Consider the following 21,270-nt stretch of genomic DNA (forward strand, 5'->3'; position numbering starts at 1 on the left):
GCACAAGAAAAAAGTATGTAAGACTCTGACATCTCTACATACCCTTTTCCGCACTGTACCGACTTTAAGCATAGTCTGCCGTCCATATTCCCTTGTTCGTGCTTTTCTGCTAACCAGTGTCCCGCAGGGTGCCCAGAGCGACGGTTCCTAACAGGGCGGCGGGTCGGCTGGGCAAGCGGACGGCTTAGAAAGCATTCCTATCCTGCAACATACTTCATGTTTGATTCTCTCCGCCCCTCATATCTCTCTTTTTCTAAGAGTTTGTCGAGGAACTCCGACACTTCTTCCATATCATCACTGTCTATTAAATCCAGTTTCATCAGCACGTCAAGGTCGGTCTGGTTCTTCGGCTGGATAGAAACAGGCTGTGACATATCCACCACCACTTTCAACGGCTTTTTCTTATTTGCCGTTTCAATATCCGTAGTTAGCCCCATAACATGGCTTTTACTCACTCCAAATATCTGTGACAGTTTTTCCCAGATAGATTCATCTCTTGGCGTTCCATTTCCGTTTTCGTAGTTTGTCAGCATACTCTGTGAGATTCCCAGTTCTTTTGCTAGTTCTGCAACCGTGATATTCTTTTCTTTCCGTAATTCTTTAATTTTGTTCATGTTGAACGTCCTCCTTTCTAAGCACATTATATTTCATCAATTTTCCCTTGTCAATCTTTTTATCGGATATTCAGATATTTTCTATTGACATTTCATTTAGTTTGGTTTATCATATGATTATCTTAATATCTGATTTTTAGATATTTCAAAAGGAGGTGATACCATGATTCGAGGAAGCGACTTTATTTTAAATCCAAACAAACTGGAAGAACAGTTCCAGCTTGTAGAAGTTTCCGACTGGGTAGATTTTTCTACAAAAGAAAAGCTCGGCTTCTACTATACTGTTCTCTTTCCAAAGCTGAAATTTGAAAAAGTCAAAGTAGGTGTAAAAACGTCCAGTCCGCTGATTTCCAATGAAGAACTGGAACAGAAAGGGCAAGTCCCTGTCATGTTTGAGGGATTACATACATGGGCGAGTCTCTATAACGGACGGCTTTCTGTCAAAGCAGAAGCAAATAACATCAAGATAGCCGGAATGAAATAGTCTCTCTCCTGTCAGACAGACAGTGCCGGACAGCGTCTTAGGTGCTGGCTGTCTGACTTGGAAAGGGCAGATATTTCTTCTGACTAGACTTGATATATAAAACAACATCTTCCGAAAACAGGAAGAAAACACATTACAAAATAGGATACGAGGTGGATTTCGTGAGCAAAGCAAAGGAATGTTTTGCATACAATACGAAAATCATTGAAACTCCTACCACCAAAGAAGTATATATCTATAAGAATCCTATTTTCAGTCATTCAACAGAAAATGCAGATTTAGAGAAAACAAGCAAACGTAAAACCTTTGATGAGATGTCAGCTCATAAGCAATATGACAGCCTGAAACGCAAACAAAAACATTATGAACAGACACGTTGGGAGATTGCCCGTATCGTGGACTGTAATTTCAATAACAGAACCAAATTTGTAACGCTGACATTCAGAGATAATATTCAAGACATTACCATAACGAACCGAGAATTTAAGTATTTTATCCAGCGATTAAATTATTACCTGTATCAAACCAAAAGACAATTATTAAAGTATATTGCAACGTGGGAGAAACAAAAACGTGGTGCAATCCACTACCATGTTATTTTCTTTGATTTTCCATACATAGCAAAAGAAAAATTACAAGATTTATGGTCGCATGGTTTTATTAAGATAAACCGTATTGATGTAGACAGCAAGGAGAACCGTGGTCGCTATCTCAGCAAATATTTTGGGAAAGACCTTGATGTAAAGGAGCATAAGAAAAAGGCGTTTTTCAAATCACAAAACCTGAAAATGCCGAAAGAAACAAGACTCATGCTGACTGATGATATGATTCTCGAATTACAGAATGAAACTATCATTTTTCAAAAAGAGTACACACGGCAGATATATGATACAAAATCCTTTTTAGCTACTGGTTCTTATTTAAAGGACAGCAGTGTTACCTACATCAAAATCAAAAAAGAAACTATGGGTGTAAGGGGGGATTCTGATGAATAACCCTGTTACATCTTCCGATATTACGTTATTGAACACATTAGCCGCTTGTGCTAATATGACTCCAGATGAAGTCTTCAAAGATTTTGAAATTATGGCAAATAAGAAAATCTTGGAGAATCACAAATATGAAATTTATTACTCGGAATCTGAAAAAAGCTGGCGTACCTATTTACCAGATGACACCAAACCCAACAACCGCCGTCCGATCAAGCGGAAGAGTAAAGAGAACCTTGAAAAAGAAATCATCAGATTTTATATTGAGAAGCAAAAAATCGAAAACCGTGAGAATATCACACTGGAAGAGTTATATACAGAATGGCTCTTATACAAAAGAGATTACACTTCTGTAAAGGCAAAGACGATTCAAGAGTATGTTTCTGAATGGAACAGATTTTTCAAAGACACGGCTCTTTCCAAAATGAAGATAGGAGAAATCAGACCGATTACCCTTATCCGCTTTTTCAGAGAAGCCACAAAAGAACGTCAGCATACCCACAAGAGAATCAGCAACGCCCGTTCTGTCTTAAATGGAATCATGAGTTATGCCATTGAGGAAGAAATCATCTCCCACAATCCTGTCTCTGATGTGAATTTCAAGCAGTTCACCTACAAGCCTGTGGAAGTACAAAGTGACAACGTATTTTCCCGTGACGATACACATAAGCTACTGCATTATCTTAGCTGTATCACAGAGCCTTATTCCCTTGCGATACAACTATCCTTTTATCTGTTTATCCGTATCGGGGAAACAAAAGCAATCCGCTGGGAAGATATTGACTATGAAAACAGAATGGTCTATCTGCACCGACAGGCTACCTGTGAACGGACACTAAACGATGATTTAACCTTTTCCAAAAGAGAAGTAAAGGTAGTCAACCAGATGAAAGGAAATACCTCTCATGGTTTCCGCAAACAGTTCTTGACTGATGAAGCAATCAAGATTCTTCAGAAAGCCAGAGAATTAAATCCGCATGGAGTGTATGTCTTTGAACCCAATGGAGAAATCATGACAACAGACAGCTTCAACCGCCGTTTAAAGAAGTATTGCAAAGAAGCTGGTGTTCCTTACCATTCCAGTCATAAAATCCGTTTCTACAATGCCTCAACTGCCTTTGACGGAAACAATCTCACAACCTTGAGTTATTTAATGGGGCATAGCGAAACGGCAACCACGCTTCACTATTTACGGAACGTCAACAAGAGGAAGAATGACCGCTTTGCTTTTCAAAAACTGGGGATTTCCTCATAAAGTGTTCAAAGGTGTTCAAACTTTTTGAAGCAAAAAAAGAAGAGAAACGCTGTAAATTCAACGTTTCTCTCACTTTTACCTACTGCCGCAGACCGGAATCGAACCGGTACGGGTATCACTACCCACGGGATTTTAAGTCCCGGGCGTCTGCCAGTTCCGCCACTGCGGCAAAAGATATCGGATAGGCGAACCTATCCGATAAAATGGACGGTGGTGGATTCGAACCACCGAAGCAATTTGCAGCAGATTTACAGTCTGTCCCCTTTGGCCACTCGGGAAACCGTCCATGTTTTATTAAAATATAGCAATCATCTCTGATACGTTATTATTATAACAGATTTTTTTCGGATTGCAAGGACTTTTTCGCCATTTGTTGGAAAGAGCAGGAGAGAAGCAGAGATATGACAGCCTTTTTATGGTATTTTTATTCGATTCCCCTATCACTTTTACCGTTTTAATGCGGCTGGTGATAGGATAAATGCCATAGGAGGAATAGTTATGACACATATCAGAGAGTCGATCCAAAGAACAGAGTGTGAGTTTGATACTGCGGCAGCCCATTTTACACGGAGGCATCCGTGCCTGTCACTGCTCTGTACCTTTATTGGAGTGCCGATTTTTATTATCGGGGCAGTCTATATTCTCGCCTCTGCTGTAATATGCCCAATCGCGTGGGCATGTGGGTGGATGTGAAAAAAAGAAACATTACAGAATATTGCCATTATAGACTTTTCCTCTTTTTGTTCCTTGCATAAATACAAGGCATTTGATAGAATGATAGAAAATAAACAGTGCGTTTCTGTACTTTCAGATATCAAATGGATACAGGGAACAATAAATAGGAGCCATATGGGCAATATGAAGAGTGAAAAGAATATTGTGTCACTGCCGGAAGGAGAAGGCGGCCATAATCTGCAGATATTAAGTGATAATATTCCCGGTGGAATGTTTTCCTGCCGATTTGACGAGAAACTTACTCTTCTGCAGATGAACAAAGGATTTTTATCCATGCTGGGATATACCAAGCAGGAGATAGAGGAAAAGTTTAATAACAGCTTTTGGGAGATGATAGACCCAAGAGACCGGCAGGGTGCTTTGGCGGAGGCACTCAGACAGACTGCCCTTGGGCCGGACAAAGAGCTGGAATACCGGATGACACGCAAGGATGGGTGCACTATATGGGTTCTTGATAAAGGGCATCTGATCCGTGATGAAGAGGATGGGGAATATTTCTGTTGTGTGCTCGTGGATGTGACACGGAGCAAGGAGATAGAAGAGAATCTGCGGATTTCTTTGGAGAGGCATCAGATCATAATGGATCAGACCACGGATATTCTTTTTGAATGGGATATCGATGCTGACACCATGATTTTTTCTAACAACTGGGAGAAAAAATTCGGTTGTACTCCGATCACACAGCAGGTCAGCCGCCTTTTCTGGCGGGCGCCGTATATTTATTCGGATGACCAGATGATCTTTTCTAAACTTTTGGTCCGAATCCGCAGCGGGGAACATTACGCTGAGGAGGAGGTCCGTATTGTAAACGGGGAACAAAAGGCTGTCTGGTGCCGTATAAGGATAACGGGTGTGACAGACAAAGCCGGACGGGTGGTTCGTGCCGTGGGAGCTATTCTGGATATAGATGCGGAAAAGAAAAAAGCCCAGAATCTCATGGAACGGGCACAGCGTGATATGCTTACAAAATTGTATAACAAGGGAACAAGTCAGGATTATATCCAGACAGTCCTGTCTGACAGCGCGCCGGGGAAAAAGGCAGCGCTGATGATCATTGACCTGGACAATTTCAAGCATATGAATGATACCATGGGCCACCTCTTTGGAGATGCCCTGCTCTCAGAAGTTGCCCACACCATTCAGAAGCAGTTTCGCAGCGAAGACATTGTAGGCCGTATAGGCGGAGATGAATTTTTAGTTTTTCTCGGGCAGATACCGGATGCTTCTCTGGCAGAGCAAAAAGCGTATCAGGTCATGAAAGCTATTGGAGAGATGGCAGTGCAGGAGCTGACGGATGTGGAGCTTTCCTGCAGTATTGGCATAGCTGTTTTCCCGGACTGCGGACAGACCTATAATGAACTTTTTAAGCGTGCTGACCAGGCGTTATATCGGGCCAAGAACCAGGGGAAGAATAGATACTGTGTAGCAGATAAAAACCTGACCTCAGAGGAGTTTCCCAAACAACTCAACAGTACAGCCAATACCCGGATAGATTCTGATGAGGAAGGGGACAGTAGTGGTGAACTGCGGCTGTTTGAGTATGTGTTCAGGATCTTGTATAAATCCTCAAATCTGGACACGGCAGTGAATGCCATACTGGAAGTAGTAGGCCGCCAGTTTGATGTGAGCCGCGTTTATATATTTGAGGATGAAGAGGACGAAAAATATTGTAGAAATACATATGAATGGTGCAATGAAGGCGTTAAGCCCGAGATAGAGAATCTTCAGCATGTGCCTTATGCCAATGATCTGGAGGGCGGATATCAAAGCAACTTTAATGAGAGCGGCGTGTTTTACTGCCGTGATATTGATGGGCTGACACAACAGCAGAGGGCAACGCTGGAGCCCCAGGGAATTAAATCCCTGTTGCAGTGTGCCATCTATGACAAAGGACAGTTCAAAGGGTTTGTCGGATTTGATGAGTGCCGTGTCAACCGCTATTGGACACAGGAACAGGTGAATGCACTGGTCTTCATCGCGGAAATACTGAGCACATTCTTACTGAAACTTCGGGCTCAGGATAAGGCAATACAGAATGCGGCGTCACTGGAAGCGATTCTTGACAATCAAAGCTCCTGGGTTTATGTGATACGCCCGGATACAAAAGAGATGCTGTACATCAACCGGAAAACAAAAGAGTGGGTGCCGGAGGCAAAGCTTGGCATTACCTGTCATGAGGCTTTCTTTTATCGGGATACACCCTGTGATTTTTGTCCGATCAAAGTGATGGACAGCGAACATCCCCGCTGCGTCCGGCAGGTTTATAATCCGTTTTTTCATATCTGGACATCTGCAGATGCGTGTTTTATAGAGTGGAAAGGGGAAAAGGCAGTTCTTCTCACCTGCCATGATATTACGGATTTAAAAAGAGAATTGGAAAACGCCCGGGACGGCAGCATAGATGACAGTGAAAAATAGAAAAATAGAAAATAGAAAACAGAAAAATAAAAACAGAAAAATAGAAAACAAAAAATAGAAGACAGAACAATAGAATAAACAATAGAATAGAACCATAAAAAAGCAGCCATGTTTCTGTTAAGATGTACCCTTTGTCAGACAGACCGTTTAAGGGGGATATCTTAAGTGAAACATGGCTGTAATAGCATCTCTGATATTATTTGTCTTGAATGCTTACGCCCTTGATCGCCACACTTCCTCCGCGTACCACTTCGATATGCTTAAAGTAATTGGAGAAGTAGGAAATGATCTCGTCATTGCGTTTCTCCGTCTGAAGGCTTTCCAGGAGCATCTCTGTCTTCCCATAGTCAACTACAGACAGATGGAAAATGGTTGCGATACGGAAAACTTCGGTCTTTACAGCTTCATCGCAGTCTTTGATCTTAATGTACAGAACTTCTTTTCTATGGATACGGGAATTGGTGAAGTCGATCACCTCGATCACCTCCACACAGCGGTTCAACTGTTTTTTGATCTGTTCAAAGGTGGCGTCATCGCTCTCCACGCTGATGGTCATACGGGACACAGTGGGATCTTCTGTGGTGCCCACTGTGAGGCTTGTGAGGTTGTATGATTTTCCGGAGAACAGGCCTGCGATCTTTGCCAGCACACCGATTTCATTTTCTACATATAAGGAAATCCATCTTTTCTTCATATTCTTTCTCCTCCTAGCAGTCCAAGATCATGTTATGCAGTGGTTTTCCGCCCTGTACCATAGGCAGAACCAGTTCATCGCTGTCAATGATAAATTCCAGAATGGTGGGGGCGTCTGTGTTGCCTTTTGCAAACTGGAAGGCCCGGGCCATATCTTCCTCTTTCTCCACGCGCATACCGTATGCGCCATAACTCTCTGCCAGCTTTACAAAGTTGGGTGTGTATTCCGGGCAGTCCTTTCCGGGGCCTTTGCAGTTGGCGCTGCAGGTCTTTCTGCGGCGTGTACAGGTGGAGGAGTAGCGTTTATCATAGAAAAGCTGCTGCCACTGGCGTACCATGCCCAGATAACTGTTGTTGAAGATACAAATGATGACCGGAAGGCCGTATGCTACGGCGGTTGCCATTTCCTGGATGTTCATCTGCATTCCTCCGTCACCGGAAACACATACCACAGGTTTCCCCGGATACGCAAATTTGGCGCCCAGGGATGCCGGAAAACCATAGCCCATGGTGCCCAGGCCGCCGGAGGTGAGAAGCTGTTTCTTTTCATCCATTTCCAGATATTGTGTTACCCACATCTGATGCTGGCCTACGTCTGTGACAAAGATACCCTCCTCAAACTGTTCATTAATGCACTGTACGATCTTCTGAGGTGTGATGCCTTTATTCTGGTCCATATCCAGAGGATGCTCCTTCTTCCAGTCAGCGATTTCATCCAGCCACTCCCTATGCTCGCAGCACTTGATATGTTTCAGCATGGCTTCCATGGCTTCCCGGGCATCTGCCACTATGGGGATATCCACCTGGATGTTCCTGGAGATGGAGGCCGCGTCTATGTCCACATGGACAATCTTGGCGTTCTTGGCAAATTCATCTATTTTTCCGGTGATACGGTCATTAAAACGGGTGCCGATGGAGAAGAGCAGGTCGCACTCACTGATGGCACGATTGGCGGCATAGCAGCCGTGCATTCCTACATTGCCAACATAGAGTTCGTGGCTGGTAGGTATGGAACCTTTGCCCATAATAGTAGTGATGACCGGAACTCTGGTGGTCTCCGCAAGGGTCAGCGCTGTCTCATTTGCCCTTCCGATATTCACGCCGCCTCCCATGAGAAACAGGGGCTTTTGGGCTTCTTTCAGCAGAGCCATGGCCTTTTTTAACTGTCCCATGTGTACGCCGCTGCTGGGCTTGTAGCCCCGGATGTGTACTTCTTTGGGATAGTAGTCATCCCCCTCCAACAGCATGATATCTTTTGGAAGATCGATCACAACAGGCCCTTTTTTGCCGGTGCTGGCAATGTAGAAGGCTTCTTTAATAATACGGCCCAGGTCCTTGCGGTCGCGCACGGTCACAGCGTATTTGCAGATACCGCGGGTGATCCCTACAATATCTACCTCCTGGAACGCGTCATTTCCAATGAGGTTTGTGGGAACCTGGCCGGTAAAGCATACCAGGGGAACACTGTCATAATTGGCTGTGGCGATACCGGTTACCAGATTGGTGGCTCCCGGGCCGCTTGTTACCAGGCAGACACCGGTGCGTCCGGTTGCTCTGGCGTAGCCGTCTGCAGCGTGGATCAAACCCTGCTCGTGGCGGGGGAGTATCACCTGGATGGAATCCTGTTTGTACAGCTCATCGAAAATATCGATGGCGTAGCCGCCGGGATATGCGAATAGATAATCAATGCCCTCTTTCTGCAGTGCTTTTACAAATAATTCATTTCCTGTCATGGACAAAATCCTCCTTTAACTCATTTTTAGATGGTTTGAAAATGAAAAACGCCCTGAACTGAGTTCTCAGTTCAGGGCGGATAAGTCATCCGTGGTACCACCTGATTTCAGGAAAAATCCTGCGCTTTGCCAGTACGGATAAAAAAATCGATACTGTTTTCCCTGTAACGTGGGAAAGGGACGTTGAGGTCTACTGAAAGATATCAAGAATCTTCGTTCGTCTCACTGCTCAGGGGCTACTTCCATACTTCCTAGCTGAAGATTCGCACCACACATCTTCTCTCTGAAAGCCGGCTGGGTATGTACTCCTCCCCGTCACCGCATTTATCAAAATGCTTTTTTAATTGTTTTATAGCATAACACACAAATGGAATTCTGTCAATGGGTGAAAAATGAACAATTTGACGGCATATATGGAATCCTGTATACTGGTATTATGTAAAAAAGAAAGGAGGCCAATATGAGGACCAGAGAGGAAGCGATTTCCTATTGTCTGAAAATGCCGGATGTGTTTGAGGACTATCCGTTTCACGACCAAAACTGGACGGTGATCCGGATGAAAGACAGCAGAAAAATATTTGCCTGGATCTTTGAGCGTGAGGGAAATATCTGGGTGAATTTAAAGACAGACCCCCAGTGGCGGGATTTCTGGCGCAGGATGTATGCATCTGTGCTTCCTGCCTATCACTTGAATAAAGAACACTGGAACTCTGTCATTTTAGACGGCTCCATACCGGAAAAGGAGATAGGCAGAATGATAGAGGAAAGTTATGACCTGGTGAGAGGAAAGAAATCTTCCCGCTGTACATAGAATAGTGTAAAGCCGGAAACAGCGGAGAGAAGATGGAATTAAGAGAGAGTGAAACCTTTAGGAATCTGATTAAGGCCTACGAAGGAGAATTGAAAGCCAGCGGAAAATACCGTGTTTACGCAAAACGGGCCAGAGTTGAGGGCTATATAGACATAGCGGAAATTTTTGAGGAGACATCGGGAAATGAGGAGCATCATGCGGAGATCTGGCTGAACCTGCTGAACGGAGGACGGTTGCCGGAGACCAGCAGAAATCTGGAAAATGCCCACGAGGATGAGAAAAAAGAATGGTCGGAGATGTATGAGGATTTCGCCAAAAAAGCGGAACAGGAGGGCTTTAATGGAATTGCCAGGCTTTTCAGAGAGGTGGGGCAGATCGAAAGGCACCACGACTACCGTTTTGAACAATTGTCCCGGGATATTCTGACCAACCGTGTTTTCTGCAAAGAGATAGACAGGGTGTGGATCTGCATGAACTGCGGTCATCTGGCTTACGGTGACTGTGCGCCGGTCAGGTGTTCCGTATGTGGTTGTCCCCAGGGCTTTTTTAAACTGAATTGTGAGGAATGCTGAAAAAGACCAGCCTTTGGCATTTTGTGTAAAATGTCATATTTGAGTAAAATTCCAGGTGCAATTTCAGTGATTTTGAGGTATACTGTAAATATATGTAACTGTTCCATATGGGTTTTGACCCATCACTGTAAGGAGACTGAAAGTTACAAATATATTAAGAAAACAGGAAGGTGACTGTGCAGCAGGACTGTGAAGGCTGAACAGTTACACAGGAAGATAAAATTATGTTGGATCAGTACAGACGGAATATTGAATATATCCGCATATCTATAACAGACCGCTGTAATCTTCGCTGCATGTATTGTATGCCGGAAGGCGGGATCGAACAGGTGGAGCACAGTGATATCCTAACCTATGACGAGATTACCAGGCTGTGCCGCATTTTGGCCCCAAAAGGCATCTGCAAGGTAAAAATCACCGGCGGGGAGCCTCTGGTGCGAAAGAATGCGGCAGAGCTGGTAAGTATGATAAAAAGCATACCCGGTATCGACAATGTGACTCTTACTACCAATGGGATACTGCTGGGGGAACAGATACAAGATTTGGCCCGGGCGGGAATCGATGCGGTTAATATCAGCCTTGATGCTCTTACAGAGGATATGTTTGAGAAGATAACAAGGAGAAAAGGACTTGACAGGGTATTGGAGGGGATGGATAAGGCTCTACAGTTTCCTCATGTTCGTGTGAAGGTGAACTGTGTCCTTCTCCACGGTGTGAATGAGGACCAGTGGATTCCCATCGCAGGCCTTGCAAAGGACAGACCGGTGGATGTGCGCTTTATTGAAATGATGCCTATAGGATACGGCAGGAAATACTGCGGGGAAGAGACCGAAGACCATGTGCGCCATCTGCTGGAGGGTGCTTACGGCAAAGCGGATTCCTTAAGCGGAAGATTCGGCAACGGTCCCAGTACATATATGCAGTTGGAGGGATTTAAAGGAAAAATCGGCTTTATCAGTGCCATTTCCCATAAGTTCTGTGAAGACTGCAATCGGGTGCGGCTCACTTCGGAGGGATTTTTAAAACCGTGTCTGCAGTTTTCGCATGGAGCAGATATGCGCAGCCTGCTCAGGGACGGAAGCTCAGATGAACAAATCGGCATTGTGGCTGAGAAGACCATATTTGAGAAGCCCAGAAGCCACCGCTTTGGAGAGGACCGGGAGGAAGGTCTGGAAAATAAAAAGATGTCAGAAATTGGAGGATGAAGCAATGGGAAAGGTACTGGCTGTCTGTATCAGCGAGAAGAAGGGAACTCAGAAAAAAAACATTCAGGAGGCTGAATTTATTGAAGATTTTGGCATAGAGAAAGATGCGCACGCCGGAAAATGGCACCGTCAGGTAAGCCTTCTCAGCTATGAAAAGATTGAGGATTTCAGGAACCGCGGTGCTGAAGTAGCGGATGGCGCCTTTGGTGAGAATCTGGTAGTCAGCGGGTTTGACTTTAAGAACCTGCCTATTGGGACAAGATTCCGCTGCAACGACGTGGTGCTGGAACTGACACAGATCGGGAAGGAATGTCATCACGGCTGTGAGATCTTTCAGAAGATGGGTGACTGCATTATGCCAAGAGAAGGTGTATTTACAAAAGTTCTTCACGGCGGCAGGATCAAAGTCGGTGATGAGATGGTGATCGAGGAAGTATGACACAGACAGGAAAATGTGCCATGAAATATTTGACAGGGACTGCATAAAAACAGCGGCCCCTGTTTTTTTATGCCAAAGCAGCAGTCTGTCAAGAGGAAAACGGCAATTTTTGTATACCCTGAAAGGATCGGGAGCATTCTAAGGACAGGAATATATAAAACGGAGGCTGCTATGGATAGTTTATGGATGGATGAAACAAAAATACAGTCATTCCCGGAGCTGACTCGGGATATCACAGCGGATGTGGCTGTGGTGGGAGGAGGAATGACCGGGATACTGACAGCATATTTTCTTAAAGAACAGGGACTGCAGGTGATCGTGCTGGAAGCAGACCGGATCGGAGGTGGTCAGACAGGGAGGACAACAGCCAAGATCACCTCCCAGCACGGAGTGATCTATCAGAAGATCATATCCCTCCACGGGAAGGAGGCAGCAGAAAAATACAGCCGGGAAAACCAGAAGGCAATAGACAGGTACGAGAAAATAGTACAGGACAGACAGATCGACTGCGGATTTGTCAGATGCCCGGCGTATTTATATACATTGGAATTACCTGAGCTTTTAAAGGAGGAGGCCCAAAGTGCTGCGGGGCTTGGGATTGATGCTGTTTTTACCAGGGATACGGAGCTTCCTTTTGAAGTGGCAGGTGCTGTGCGCTTTGACGATCAGGCCAGGTTTCATCCTCTTCTTTTTCTGGAATCAGTCATTCGGGGGCTGACAGTCTATGAACATTCAAGGGTACTGCAGGCAGAGGGAGACCGGCTTGTCACGGAAAAGGGAAGTGTCAGGGCAAAGAAAATCGTCTTTGCCTGCCACTATCCTTTTCTCAATGTGCCGGGGTATTATTTCATGCGGATGCATCAGGAGCGCAGTTATGTGCTGGGGCTTGAAAATGCCTTGAAGCCTGAAGGGATGTACCTGGGCATAGACAGCAATAACGCCTGGTCTTTCAGAAGCGCAGGAGAGTATCTGCTCTTTGGCGGAGGCGGCCACCGCACAGGAGAAAACCGCGCAGGGGGAAAGTACGACCTGCTGAAAAGAAAAGCAGAAGAGTTCTTTCCGGGAAGCCGGGTGCGGTATCACTGGTCAGCACAGGACTGTATGCCTGTGGACCAGATTCCCTACATTGGCAGGTTCTCTGCGGATACCCCTGACTGGTATGCTGCCACAGGATATGGAAAGTGGGGAATGAGTTCTTCCATGGCAGCAGCCGGTATGATAACAGAGAGTATTCTGGGGGATGAGGAGGAGAATGTGTTCGGCATATTTTCGCCGCAGCGCTTTACGCCCAAGGCCTCCGCGGAAAATTTCTGCAAGGATGGTATCCATGCAGTGAAGGATTTGAGCAGAAGGATTTTTACACAGGGAAGAAGTGATCTGGATGAACTTCCCCCAGGACACGGCGGCATTGTTGACTATGACGGAGAAAAAGTGGGAGCATACAGAGATGAGGAGGGAGAGATCTATTTGGTATCTGCCAAATGTCCCCATCTTGGATGCCAGCTTGAATGGAATCCGGATGAAAAATGTTTTGAATGCCCCTGTCACGGTTCCAGGTTCGACTACATGGGGAACTGTGTAGACAGCCCGGCACAGAGTGGCATTTCACTGGAAAGTAAGGAAAATTCTTAGTTACGATTCACAGTCACTGTCCCGCGAGGTGATTTCATGCGCCTGCTAAAAAGTTGTTAAGAAAAGTTGTAAAGATTATGAAAATTTAGTATAATCAATATAAGAGTTCAGTCTTTAGTTTTGCAAAAGTAGAAGGCTGAAACCTGCGGCAGCATGAAAATGCGGACGGGTCGTTCTGAAGTATGGGAACGCTGCGGACGCCAGGTGAATGGGGAAGGATGGTATGTTATGGGTAAAGTGATAGCACTCGGCAGAGAATTTGGAAGCAATGGAAGAAAAATTGCGCAGGATCTGGCAGAGCATCTGGGCATCAAATATTATGACAAGGATTTGATCACCCTTGCCGCCCAGAAAAAGAATATTCCAAAAGAGAAGCTGGAAGAAGTGGATGAGAAGCGGGAAAGCCCCTGGCGTTATTCCTTTGATGAGAATATGGCCATGGAGCGTCAGTTTCACTATGAACCTCTCAATGATGTGCTGTTCAATGCGCAGACAGAGATCATTGAAGAGGCCGCCCGAAACGAAGACTGTGTGATCGTAGGGCGGTGTGCAAACTACATTCTCAAAGATAAACCGGACTGCAGAAGTGTTTTTATCTATGCGCCTATGGAGGCCAGGATCAAAACCATACGGGCACGGACGGTTTGGGATGAAAGAGGAGCGGAACAGCTTATCAAGAAAGTAGATAAGCAGAGAAAATATTACTATAACAATTATACAGATGAGAAGTGGGGCAGCATGAAGGGGTATGACCTGTGTCTGGACAGCAGCCGTTTTACCAGGGAACAGATTCTGGAAATACTGACCGCACTCTATCATACCATCGGATAAGACTGAGAGATCCAGGTATAAAATTGTCACTTCTGGAAAAAATAACATGGAAAATAAATACCAGGAGGCAATTGTATGTCTGTAGATTTTAGAGAAAGCGTAACAAAAGAAAACCTGATGCGCGCCTTTGCAGGTGAGAGCCAGGCCAGGAACCGCTACACCTTCGCAGCAGCACAGGCGAAAAAGGAACATCTGCATGTTGTGGAGGCTGTCTTCAACTATACAGCAGACCAGGAGCGCCAGCATGCATACATTTTTTATCAGCATTTAAAAGAGATGGCAGGAGAAACGATTCAGATCGACGGTGGTTATCCGGTGGATATCTCGCCTGACATAGATAAGCTTCTGCGCATGGCACAGCACAATGAGTACGAAGAGCATGATGATGTGTATAAGAATTTCGGAGATAAGGCAAAAGAGGAAGGATTTACGCAGATCGCCAATTCCTTTCATATGATAGCGGATATCGAAAAATTCCATGGAGACCGCTTCGGAAAGTTTGCTCAGTATCTGGAGGAGAAGAAGCTTTTTGTGTCAGATGTGGAGACAGGGTGGATCTGTCTGAAATGCGGTTATATCCACTGGGGCAAAGAAGCGCCGAAAAAATGCCCGGTATGCTCTCATGACCAGGGATATTTTATCAGGCTGGAGCTTTCGCCTTTTGCACATTAAACATGGAGATTTAGGACATGATAAAACCCTTTGGGAGGATTCCTGAAGGGTTTCTTTTTGGTGATAGAAGAGAAACAGAACGTATTTACGCAATAGGAAAGAGTCATCCGAAGTTTACATTCCGAATGACTCTTCTATTCTGATGTGTCCATGGGACTTTACCTTCCTTGTTTTATTATGGGTTAAATCGTTAAGTTCTTGGTGGTCCGTACCTTCCTTTCTTTTAAATTAATGGATGTTCCTTTACGTTTTCGGTGGTATCAGTCCTTTCTGTTTTTATTTTGTTCTCTCTTTGTTTATGAATTCATTATAGCAGTCAGGTATTGATTTGTCAATAAGTAAAATGAAAATTTATCAATATTTATTTTTATAACTGTAAAAATGATTGAAAATTCTTATGTTATCAGATAATTATATTGGTTTCGTACAATAGGATCCTTTATAAATCCTGTGGGTCATATGGAAAAACAGAATAAACCGTGGTATACTGTGCATAGTCTTTTTGCGGAGATACAACAGAGGCGGATCACAGCCGCAGAGCACAGTACCGGGGAGGAGTATACGGAGATGAAAACAGGATTATATATTCGCAGAGCTGAGGAAAAGGATATAGAAGAAGCCTTGTCCCTTTATGAACGGGCAAGAAGGTTCATGGCTGAGAACGGAAATCCCGGACAGTGGGTAAACGGCTACCCGGCGCGGGAAGATGTGGAGACAGATGTAAACCGCGGTGTTTTATATATCTGTGAGTCTTTGGACGGGATGGAAGGCGTTTTCATGTTTGATGTGGGAGAAGAGCCCAATTACCAAAGGATAGAGCAGGGGTGCTGGCTGAACGATAAGCCTTACGGATTCCTGCACAGAATAGCTTCTGCCGGAAGAAAAAAGGGCGTGGCATCCTTTTGCGTACAGTGGTGTCTGGCCCGGTGTGACAACATGCGGGGAGATACACACCAGGATAATATACCCATGCAGAGAGTATTTGAGAAAAACGGTTTCATACGCTGCGGTATTGTATATATGAAAGACGGAACACAGAGGATCGCATATCAGAAGGAGACAGGATGATGGAAAAGGCTGTGCTTGAGACAAAACGTCTTATGCTGAGAAAAATGCGCAGGGAAGATCAGGATTCCCTGAATAAAATGCTGCAGGATCCGGAAGTTATGTATGCCTATGCCCATGCATTTTCCGATCGAGAGGCAAAGGAGTGGCTGGAGAGGCAGCTTGACCGTTACAGGCAGTATGGTTTCGGCCTGTGGGCAGTTATCTTAAAAGAGACAGGGGAATTTATCGGCCAGTGCGGTCTTACGATGCAGGACTGCAGAGGAGAACAGGTGTTGGAGGTCGGATATTTGTTCTGTAAAGAATTCTGGCATCAGGGCTATGCTGCGGAGGCGGCAGCGGCCTGCAGAGATTACGCCTTTGAGATCTTAAATGCCGGGGAAGTCTATTCCATTATCAGGGATAACAATACGGCATCCCGGAATGTGGCAAAGAGAAACGGCATGAAGATAAGAGGTTCCTTTGTAAAGCATTACTATGGAATTGATATGCCGCATGATCTCTTTTGCATTACAAGAGAAGAATATGAGGCAATGGAGAAATAAGAGATGAAGAATGTATTATGCTACGGGGATTCCAATACCCATGGATATGACGGTGTGACCGGAAATCGCTTCCCTTGGGGCGTGCGCTGGACCAGTCTGGTACAGGAGGCCCTGAAGGAGGAACAGATACGGATCATAGAGGAAGGGCAGAATGGAAGGACAACAGTCTGGGATGATCCTGTTGAAGGGATGAAAAACGGTCTGAAATACCTGATTCCCTGTCTGGAAAGCCACAGCCCTTTGGATGTGGTGGTGCTGATGCTGGGCACCAATGATATGAAACAGAGATTTTCCTTGACTGCCGCTGATGTGGCAGCAGGCGCAGAGACCCTGGTGAAAACCATAAAGATGTATTTTCGGGAAAACCAGGAAACCATACCGGAGATCCTGCTGATCTCACCTTTGAGGATCAGGGAAGAGATCGTACATCACAGATGCGCACCTATGTTTGGCGGTGAACGGGCAGTGAAGATGTCAGGCGAGCTGGCCTGCTATTACAGAGAGGCCGCTGCGCGGCAGGGCTGTGTCTTTTTGGATGCGGCCAAAGTGACAATGCCATGTTTAGAGGATTCTGTCCATCTGGATCCGGAGGGGCACAGAGCGCTGGCTATGGCTGTTACAGAAAAATTGAGGGAGATTTTTCGGGAAAGGAAGTAAAACAATTGAATCATTTAGGAAGAAATGACGCGTGCTGGTGCGGCAGCGGAAAAAAATATAAAAAATGCCATGGACCGTTTGATGATAAACTGAACCATCTGCAGGCTCAGGGACGGATCGTTCCAAAGCGCGGGATCATAAAGACTGCGGAACAGATCGCAGGGATCAAAAAAAGCGCGGAAATCAATGTGGCCATACTGGATTACGTTGCAGAACATATCAAAGAGGGCATATGCACAGCAGAAATTGACCGCTGGGTATATGATATCACTACAAAAGCAGGAGCAGTGCCGGCACCGCTCAATTATGAAGGGTTCCCGAACAGTGTCTGCACATCCATCAATAACCAGGTCTGCCATGGCATTCCGTCGGAGGAGATCGTACTCATGGAGGGAGATATTATCAATGTGGATGTTTCCACGATCCTGAACGGGTATTACTCTGATTCCTCCAGGATGTTCTGCATCGGCGACGTGGGGCAGGAAAAAGAGCGTCTTGTGCAAGTTACAAAGGAATGTGTGGAGAAAGGTCTGGAACAGGTAAAGCCCTGGGGATTTTTGGGTGATATGAGTCAGGCAGTCCATGAGCATGCGCAGAAAAACGGATACAGTGTGGTGAAGGAGATCGGAGGCCACGGTATTGGCCTGGAGTTCCATGAAGATCCCTGGGTGGGGTATATTGGCAGAGCCGGAACAGGAATGGTGATGGCGCCGGGACTGATGTTTACCATAGAGCCAATGGTGAATATGGGGGCAAGTGAAATCTTCATTGACGAGGATGACGGCTGGACGGTCTATACAGAAGACGGGCTGCCCTCTGCTCAGTGGGAAATCATGGTGCTGGTGACAGAGAACGGACCGGAGGTCCTGGCGTGGTAAAGACTTCCGGAAAACGGACAAAGATGACAAAGACGTATTATCTGACGGAGAACGGCCTTGATATCCAGGTGACCAAAAAAGCGATCCGCAACATGTATCTGCGTGTGGGCGGGGACGGAAGCGTCCGGGTATCCGCACCTCTTAGAATGCCGGAGCGGGATATCAGAAGATTTATCCTGGAGAGAATGGATTGGATAGAAGAAAAGCGGCAGGGAACGGGGCAGAGCCAGCCCCCCTGGGAGCTATATAAAGGCGGGGAGCGTGAGGAGAAAAAGCAGGAGTGTAGAAAGCGTCTGGAAAAAATCCTTCCCCAGGTCATACAGGAATGTGAACAGAAGACCGGCGTCCATGCAGAGGAGTGGCGTCTGCGGGATATGAAGACAAGATGGGGAACCTGCAATGTGGAAAAAAAGAGGATATGGCTTAATGTCTGGCTGGGTGAATACCCCAGGGAATGTCTGGAATATGTGGTTACCCATGAATTGGTCCATCTTTTGGAGAGAGGACACAACAAAATTTTTTATGGATATATGGATGCGTTCTATCCCCAGTGGAAAAATGTGAAAACCCGCTTAAACAGCGGGGTGCAACCGTAAGTTTACATGGATTTCCTCAAAAGCAACAGGAAATTGGTAGAGTTTACATGGATGCAATTCTATAATGATTCCAAGATCAGATATGAGAAATGGAGGAAATCATTATGAGCTTTGGAGAAAATTTACAGTATTACAGGAAGCGGGAGGAAATCACACAGGAACAGCTTGCGGAGAGGATGGAGGTGTCCAGACAGACGATTTCTAAATGGGAGGCAGGCCATCCTATCCGGAGATGGAAAAGATCATGCAGCTCTGTGATATGTTTTCCTGCAGTATGGACACTCTGCTGCGCAAAGACGCCCAGGCAGAAGTTGTGGAGGATTCCGCCCAATATGAAGAACATATGAAAAGATTTGGAAAGGCTGTCACAGCCGGTGTGGGAATTCTGATTCTAGGAGGAGCTTTTTCCACTCTCCTGGAAGGAATGAATGGACTTTGGAAAGCGCTGCAGGATATTGTCATGTTCCCGTTTCTCATTGTGGCGGTTTTGACTTTTGTAGTGGCGGGAATCCGGCACAGTGATTTTACAAAAAGACATCCTTATATACTGCCCTTTTACACAGAGGAGGAGAAGGAGTCATTTGACCGCAGTTTTCCCATTAAGATAGCGGCGGGGATCGGAATCGTTCTGATGAGCATAGTAGTGGATGAACTGCAGAAGTTCCTGCCCGCCCCTGCGGGAGTGGAGGCATCTGCTTTCTACAGCTTCTTAATGCTCCTGCTTATCAGCGCGGGTGTGATGCTTCTGGTCCACTCCGGCATGGAAAAAAGCAAGTATAATATAGAGGAGTACAACAAAGAGCATGATCCGCTGTACCGTGAGCGTCTGACCCCGGAGCAGCAGCGTATACTGGACGAGGAAAGCCATATGCCGTTGGCAGCAAAATGGTCTGCCTGTATCATAATCGTGACAACAGCGGTTTATCTGCTCTGGAGTTTTTTACAGAATGCCTGGCAGATCAGTTGGGTATTATTCCCGGTAGGAGGGCTGTTCTGCGGAATCGCTTATATTTTGCTGGGACAGAAAAAATAGAAAAATGGAGGAAGACACATGAGTCTGGCAATTGCGACACTGAAAAAAGGAGAGGGCCGTTCCCTGAAAGCTGGAGGCCCCTGGATATATGACAATGAAGTGGCCAGTATCCTGGGAAGCTTTGAGAACGGAGATATGGTGATGGTCCACGATTTTGACGGATATCCCCTGGGAAGAGGGTTTATCAATACCAACTCCAAGATCAGGATCCGTATGATGACAAGAAAGTCAGAGCAGGAGATTGATGAGGGGTTTCTGAGAAAACGGGTCAGAGATGCCTGGGAGTACAGGAAAAAGACAGTGGACACCAGCAGCTGCCGTGTGATCTTCGGTGAGGCAGACTTTCTGCCGGGACTTGTTGTGGACAAATTTTCCGATGTTTTAGTCGTGCAGTCACTGGCTCTTGGAATTGACAGGATGAAAATGAAGATTCTGGAGCTTTTGAAGGAAGAGATGGCACAGGACGGTGTGATGATACGCGGTGTTTACGAGCGGAGCGATGCCAAGGTGAGAAGGCAGGAAGGCATGGAGCCTTTTAAAGGGTTTATTGGGGAGCCTTTCGATACCAAGGTGGAGATCTGTGAAAATGGAGTGAGATATCTGGTAGATGTGGAGGACGGCCAGAAGACCGGATTTTTCCTGGACCAGAAATATAACAGGCTGGCCATCCAGAAATTATGCAGGGATGCAAAGGTACTGGATTGTTTTACACATACAGGATCATTTGCGCTGAACGCGGGGGTCGCGGGAGCAAAGAGTGTGCTGGGCGTGGACGCTTCCCAGCTTGCGGTGGAGCAGGCTAGGGAAAATGCCAAGCTGAACGGCCTGTCAGGTACTGTGAAATTCGTGTGTGAAGATGTGTTTGAACTGCTTCCCAGACTGGAAGAAGAGGGGGAGAAGTTCGATGTTGTGATACTTGATCCGCCGGCATTTACCAAATCCCGGAATTCTGTTAAGAACGCAGTGAAGGGCTATCGGGAGATCAATCTGCGGGCTATGAAGCTGGTGAAGGACGGAGGATTTTTGGCCACTTGTTCCTGCTCACATTTTATGTCCTATGAGATGTTTACTCAGACCATTGGGCAGGCGGCCAGGAATGTGCACAAGAGACTGCGGCAGGTGGAATATCGGACACAGGCAGCAGATCATCCCATTCTTTGGGCGGCAGAGGAATCTTATTATTTGAAGTTTTACATTTTTCAGGTATGTGAAGGGTGAACAACACCGATTATGCCGGTGCTGTGATCTTGTAGTGTCAGACTGATCACCGCGGCGGACACCTGGAGGGCTGATTTATTATGCTGTTTCTGAAGTCTGCCGTCGGTTCTGATGCTTAGTTTAAAATACTCAAGAGACGTTACTAGGGCCGTATGAATAAGCCGGTGATTTTTTTGCAATTTATTTTTTGATGAA

Annotated in this window: 22 protein-coding genes, 2 tRNA genes, 1 pseudogene and 1 other annotated feature; of the genes and pseudogenes, 20 read left to right on the forward strand and 5 right to left on the reverse strand. The window is 45.8% G+C overall.

The features are described from left to right. Window positions 1-197: 197 nt before the first annotated feature. Window positions 198-614, reverse strand: a complete 417-nt coding sequence (locus BLCOC_RS07820) for a helix-turn-helix domain-containing protein (protein WP_115624445.1) — start codon at window positions 612-614, stop codon at window positions 198-200. 163 nt (window positions 615-777) lie between these two features. On the opposite strand from BLCOC_RS07820, the gene BLCOC_RS07825 reads away from it, so the two are divergent. From BLCOC_RS07825 to BLCOC_RS07835, 3 genes are all read left to right on the forward strand, one after another. After that, entirely contained in the window at window positions 778-1,098 is a 321-nt protein-coding gene (locus BLCOC_RS07825) for a hypothetical protein (RefSeq protein ID WP_033143642.1), read from the forward strand. Between the two features lie 161 nt (window positions 1,099-1,259). Continuing rightward, window positions 1,260-2,093 (forward strand): rolling circle replication-associated protein, encoded by an 834-nt coding sequence (locus tag BLCOC_RS07830; protein WP_174717641.1) that lies wholly within the window; start codon window positions 1,260-1,262, stop codon window positions 2,091-2,093. Further along, complete coding sequence (locus BLCOC_RS07835; RefSeq protein ID WP_072522834.1) at window positions 2,086-3,342, forward strand: tyrosine-type recombinase/integrase; 1,257 nt, start codon at window positions 2,086-2,088, stop codon at window positions 3,340-3,342. Before BLCOC_RS07830 ends, BLCOC_RS07835 begins: the two co-directional genes overlap by 8 nt. 83 nt (window positions 3,343-3,425) lie before the next feature. On the opposite strand, the gene BLCOC_RS07840 is transcribed toward BLCOC_RS07835, so the two are convergent. Together BLCOC_RS07840 and BLCOC_RS07845 are read right to left on the reverse strand one after the other, a co-directional pair. Beyond that, window positions 3,426-3,511: transfer RNA gene (locus BLCOC_RS07840), tRNA-Leu, on the reverse strand. Window positions 3,512-3,546: 35 nt separating this feature from the next. Continuing rightward, window positions 3,547-3,628 (reverse strand) — tRNA-Tyr (locus BLCOC_RS07845). A gap of 212 nt (window positions 3,629-3,840) precedes the next feature. On the opposite strand from BLCOC_RS07845, the gene BLCOC_RS07850 reads away from it, so the two are divergent. After that, a complete protein-coding gene (locus BLCOC_RS07850; protein ID WP_115624927.1) occupies window positions 3,841-4,035 on the forward strand; it encodes a hypothetical protein in 195 nt (64 codons plus the stop codon). 165 nt (window positions 4,036-4,200) lie between these two features. Further along, window positions 4,201-6,495, forward strand: a complete 2,295-nt coding sequence (locus tag BLCOC_RS07855) for a sensor domain-containing diguanylate cyclase (RefSeq protein WP_242999059.1) — start codon at window positions 4,201-4,203, stop codon at window positions 6,493-6,495. Window positions 6,496-6,691: 196 nt separating this feature from the next. Here BLCOC_RS07855 and ilvN read toward each other — a convergent pair whose 3' ends face one another. Both ilvN and ilvB read right to left on the reverse strand, forming a co-directional pair. Then, window positions 6,692-7,189: an acetolactate synthase small subunit gene (ilvN, locus tag BLCOC_RS07860; protein ID WP_018593708.1), complete on the reverse strand. Its 498-nt coding sequence runs from the start codon at window positions 7,187-7,189 to the stop codon at window positions 6,692-6,694. Between the two features lie 13 nt (window positions 7,190-7,202). Then, entirely contained in the window at window positions 7,203-8,921 is a 1,719-nt protein-coding gene (gene ilvB, locus BLCOC_RS07865; RefSeq protein WP_018593707.1) for a biosynthetic-type acetolactate synthase large subunit, read from the reverse strand. A 69-nt stretch (window positions 8,922-8,990) separates the two neighbouring features. Then, window positions 8,991-9,249 (reverse strand) — a binding site (T-box leader). A 132-nt stretch (window positions 9,250-9,381) separates the two neighbouring features. Here ilvB and BLCOC_RS07870 point away from each other — a divergent pair. The 15 genes and pseudogenes from BLCOC_RS07870 to BLCOC_RS07940 all read left to right on the forward strand — a co-directional run bounded on the left by BLCOC_RS07870 (window position 9,382) and on the right by BLCOC_RS07940 (window position 21,075). After that, a complete protein-coding gene (locus BLCOC_RS07870; protein ID WP_115624929.1) occupies window positions 9,382-9,732 on the forward strand; it encodes an MmcQ/YjbR family DNA-binding protein in 351 nt (116 codons plus the stop codon). Window positions 9,733-9,764: 32 nt separating this feature from the next. Then, complete coding sequence (locus tag BLCOC_RS07875; RefSeq protein WP_115624930.1) at window positions 9,765-10,304, forward strand: rubrerythrin family protein; 540 nt, start codon at window positions 9,765-9,767, stop codon at window positions 10,302-10,304. Between the two features lie 224 nt (window positions 10,305-10,528). Further along, a complete protein-coding gene (moaA, locus tag BLCOC_RS07880) occupies window positions 10,529-11,509 on the forward strand; it encodes a GTP 3',8-cyclase MoaA (protein ID WP_115624931.1) in 981 nt (326 codons plus the stop codon). A 4-nt stretch (window positions 11,510-11,513) separates the two neighbouring features. Further along, window positions 11,514-11,948 carry an MOSC domain-containing protein gene (locus BLCOC_RS07885; RefSeq protein ID WP_115624932.1) on the forward strand — a complete coding sequence of 145 codons (435 nt, stop codon included), beginning with the start codon at window positions 11,514-11,516 and terminating at the stop codon, window positions 11,946-11,948. A gap of 171 nt (window positions 11,949-12,119) precedes the next feature. Continuing rightward, window positions 12,120-13,580, forward strand: a complete 1,461-nt coding sequence (locus tag BLCOC_RS07890) for an FAD-dependent oxidoreductase (RefSeq protein ID WP_115624933.1) — start codon at window positions 12,120-12,122, stop codon at window positions 13,578-13,580. Between the two features lie 228 nt (window positions 13,581-13,808). After that, entirely contained in the window at window positions 13,809-14,411 is a 603-nt protein-coding gene (locus BLCOC_RS07895) for a cytidylate kinase-like family protein (protein ID WP_115625563.1), read from the forward strand. Window positions 14,412-14,486: 75 nt separating this feature from the next. Continuing rightward, entirely contained in the window at window positions 14,487-15,083 is a 597-nt protein-coding gene (gene rbr / locus BLCOC_RS07900) for a rubrerythrin (RefSeq protein ID WP_115624934.1), read from the forward strand. 567 nt (window positions 15,084-15,650) lie between these two features. Next, a complete protein-coding gene (locus BLCOC_RS07905; protein ID WP_242999061.1) occupies window positions 15,651-16,151 on the forward strand; it encodes a GNAT family N-acetyltransferase in 501 nt (166 codons plus the stop codon). Continuing rightward, window positions 16,151-16,693, forward strand: coding sequence for a GNAT family N-acetyltransferase (locus tag BLCOC_RS07910; protein ID WP_207660206.1), 543 nt, complete (start codon window positions 16,151-16,153; stop codon window positions 16,691-16,693). The genes BLCOC_RS07905 and BLCOC_RS07910 overlap by 1 nt, the downstream gene beginning before the upstream one ends. A gap of 3 nt (window positions 16,694-16,696) precedes the next feature. After that, the gene (locus BLCOC_RS07915; protein WP_115624937.1) at window positions 16,697-17,350 is read left to right on the forward strand and encodes an SGNH/GDSL hydrolase family protein; all 654 of its coding nucleotides are present in this window, start codon (window positions 16,697-16,699) and stop codon (window positions 17,348-17,350) included. A 5-nt stretch (window positions 17,351-17,355) separates the two neighbouring features. Further along, the gene (locus tag BLCOC_RS07920; protein ID WP_029469919.1) at window positions 17,356-18,228 is read left to right on the forward strand and encodes a methionyl aminopeptidase; all 873 of its coding nucleotides are present in this window, start codon (window positions 17,356-17,358) and stop codon (window positions 18,226-18,228) included. Continuing rightward, window positions 18,222-18,824, forward strand: a complete 603-nt coding sequence (locus BLCOC_RS07925; protein WP_242999062.1) for a M48 family metallopeptidase — start codon at window positions 18,222-18,224, stop codon at window positions 18,822-18,824. The genes BLCOC_RS07920 and BLCOC_RS07925 overlap by 7 nt, the downstream gene beginning before the upstream one ends. Window positions 18,825-18,928: 104 nt before the next feature. Further along, window positions 18,929-19,000: pseudogene (locus BLCOC_RS27740) on the forward strand (helix-turn-helix domain-containing protein); the annotation flags it as partial. Window positions 19,001-19,029: 29 nt separating this feature from the next. After that, on the forward strand, window positions 19,030-19,857 hold the full coding sequence (locus BLCOC_RS07935; RefSeq protein ID WP_242999124.1) for a hypothetical protein: 828 nt from the start codon (window positions 19,030-19,032) through the stop codon (window positions 19,855-19,857). A gap of 18 nt (window positions 19,858-19,875) precedes the next feature. Next, window positions 19,876-21,075 carry a class I SAM-dependent rRNA methyltransferase gene (locus BLCOC_RS07940; protein WP_115624938.1) on the forward strand — a complete coding sequence of 400 codons (1,200 nt, stop codon included), beginning with the start codon at window positions 19,876-19,878 and terminating at the stop codon, window positions 21,073-21,075. Window positions 21,076-21,270 lie beyond the last annotated feature (195 nt).

Source organism: Blautia coccoides, from assembly GCF_034355335.1.
Taxonomy (GTDB): Bacteria; Bacillota; Clostridia; order Lachnospirales; family Lachnospiraceae; genus Blautia; species Blautia producta.

Excerpts from the sequence above, each read along its gene's own strand:
- BLCOC_RS07935 (WP_242999124.1), top strand. The coding sequence starts at position 19,030 with ATGGGAGGCAGGCCATCCTATCCGGAGATGGAAAAGATCATGCAGCTC.
- BLCOC_RS07870 (WP_115624929.1), top strand. The coding sequence starts at position 9,382 with ATGAGGACCAGAGAGGAAGCGATTTCCTATTGTCTGAAAATGCCGGAT.
- rbr (WP_115624934.1), top strand. The coding sequence starts at position 14,487 with ATGTCTGTAGATTTTAGAGAAAGCGTAACAAAAGAAAACCTGATGCGC.
- BLCOC_RS07910 (WP_207660206.1), top strand. The coding sequence starts at position 16,151 with ATGGAAAAGGCTGTGCTTGAGACAAAACGTCTTATGCTGAGAAAAATG.
- BLCOC_RS07855 (WP_242999059.1), top strand. The coding sequence starts at position 4,201 with ATGAAGAGTGAAAAGAATATTGTGTCACTGCCGGAAGGAGAAGGCGGC.
- BLCOC_RS07850 (WP_115624927.1), top strand. The coding sequence starts at position 3,841 with ATGACACATATCAGAGAGTCGATCCAAAGAACAGAGTGTGAGTTTGAT.
- ilvN (WP_018593708.1), bottom strand. The coding sequence starts at position 7,189 with ATGAAGAAAAGATGGATTTCCTTATATGTAGAAAATGAAATCGGTGTG.
- BLCOC_RS07885 (WP_115624932.1), top strand. The coding sequence starts at position 11,514 with ATGGGAAAGGTACTGGCTGTCTGTATCAGCGAGAAGAAGGGAACTCAG.
- ilvB (WP_018593707.1), bottom strand. The coding sequence starts at position 8,921 with ATGACAGGAAATGAATTATTTGTAAAAGCACTGCAGAAAGAGGGCATT.
- BLCOC_RS07820 (WP_115624445.1), bottom strand. The coding sequence starts at position 614 with ATGAACAAAATTAAAGAATTACGGAAAGAAAAGAATATCACGGTTGCA.
- BLCOC_RS07940 (WP_115624938.1), top strand. The coding sequence starts at position 19,876 with ATGAGTCTGGCAATTGCGACACTGAAAAAAGGAGAGGGCCGTTCCCTG.
- BLCOC_RS07905 (WP_242999061.1), top strand. The coding sequence starts at position 15,651 with ATGAAAACAGGATTATATATTCGCAGAGCTGAGGAAAAGGATATAGAA.
- BLCOC_RS07835 (WP_072522834.1), top strand. The coding sequence starts at position 2,086 with ATGAATAACCCTGTTACATCTTCCGATATTACGTTATTGAACACATTA.
- BLCOC_RS07890 (WP_115624933.1), top strand. The coding sequence starts at position 12,120 with ATGGATAGTTTATGGATGGATGAAACAAAAATACAGTCATTCCCGGAG.
- BLCOC_RS07895 (WP_115625563.1), top strand. The coding sequence starts at position 13,809 with ATGGGTAAAGTGATAGCACTCGGCAGAGAATTTGGAAGCAATGGAAGA.
- BLCOC_RS07915 (WP_115624937.1), top strand. The coding sequence starts at position 16,697 with ATGAAGAATGTATTATGCTACGGGGATTCCAATACCCATGGATATGAC.
- moaA (WP_115624931.1), top strand. The coding sequence starts at position 10,529 with ATGTTGGATCAGTACAGACGGAATATTGAATATATCCGCATATCTATA.
- BLCOC_RS07825 (WP_033143642.1), top strand. The coding sequence starts at position 778 with ATGATTCGAGGAAGCGACTTTATTTTAAATCCAAACAAACTGGAAGAA.
- BLCOC_RS07875 (WP_115624930.1), top strand. The coding sequence starts at position 9,765 with ATGGAATTAAGAGAGAGTGAAACCTTTAGGAATCTGATTAAGGCCTAC.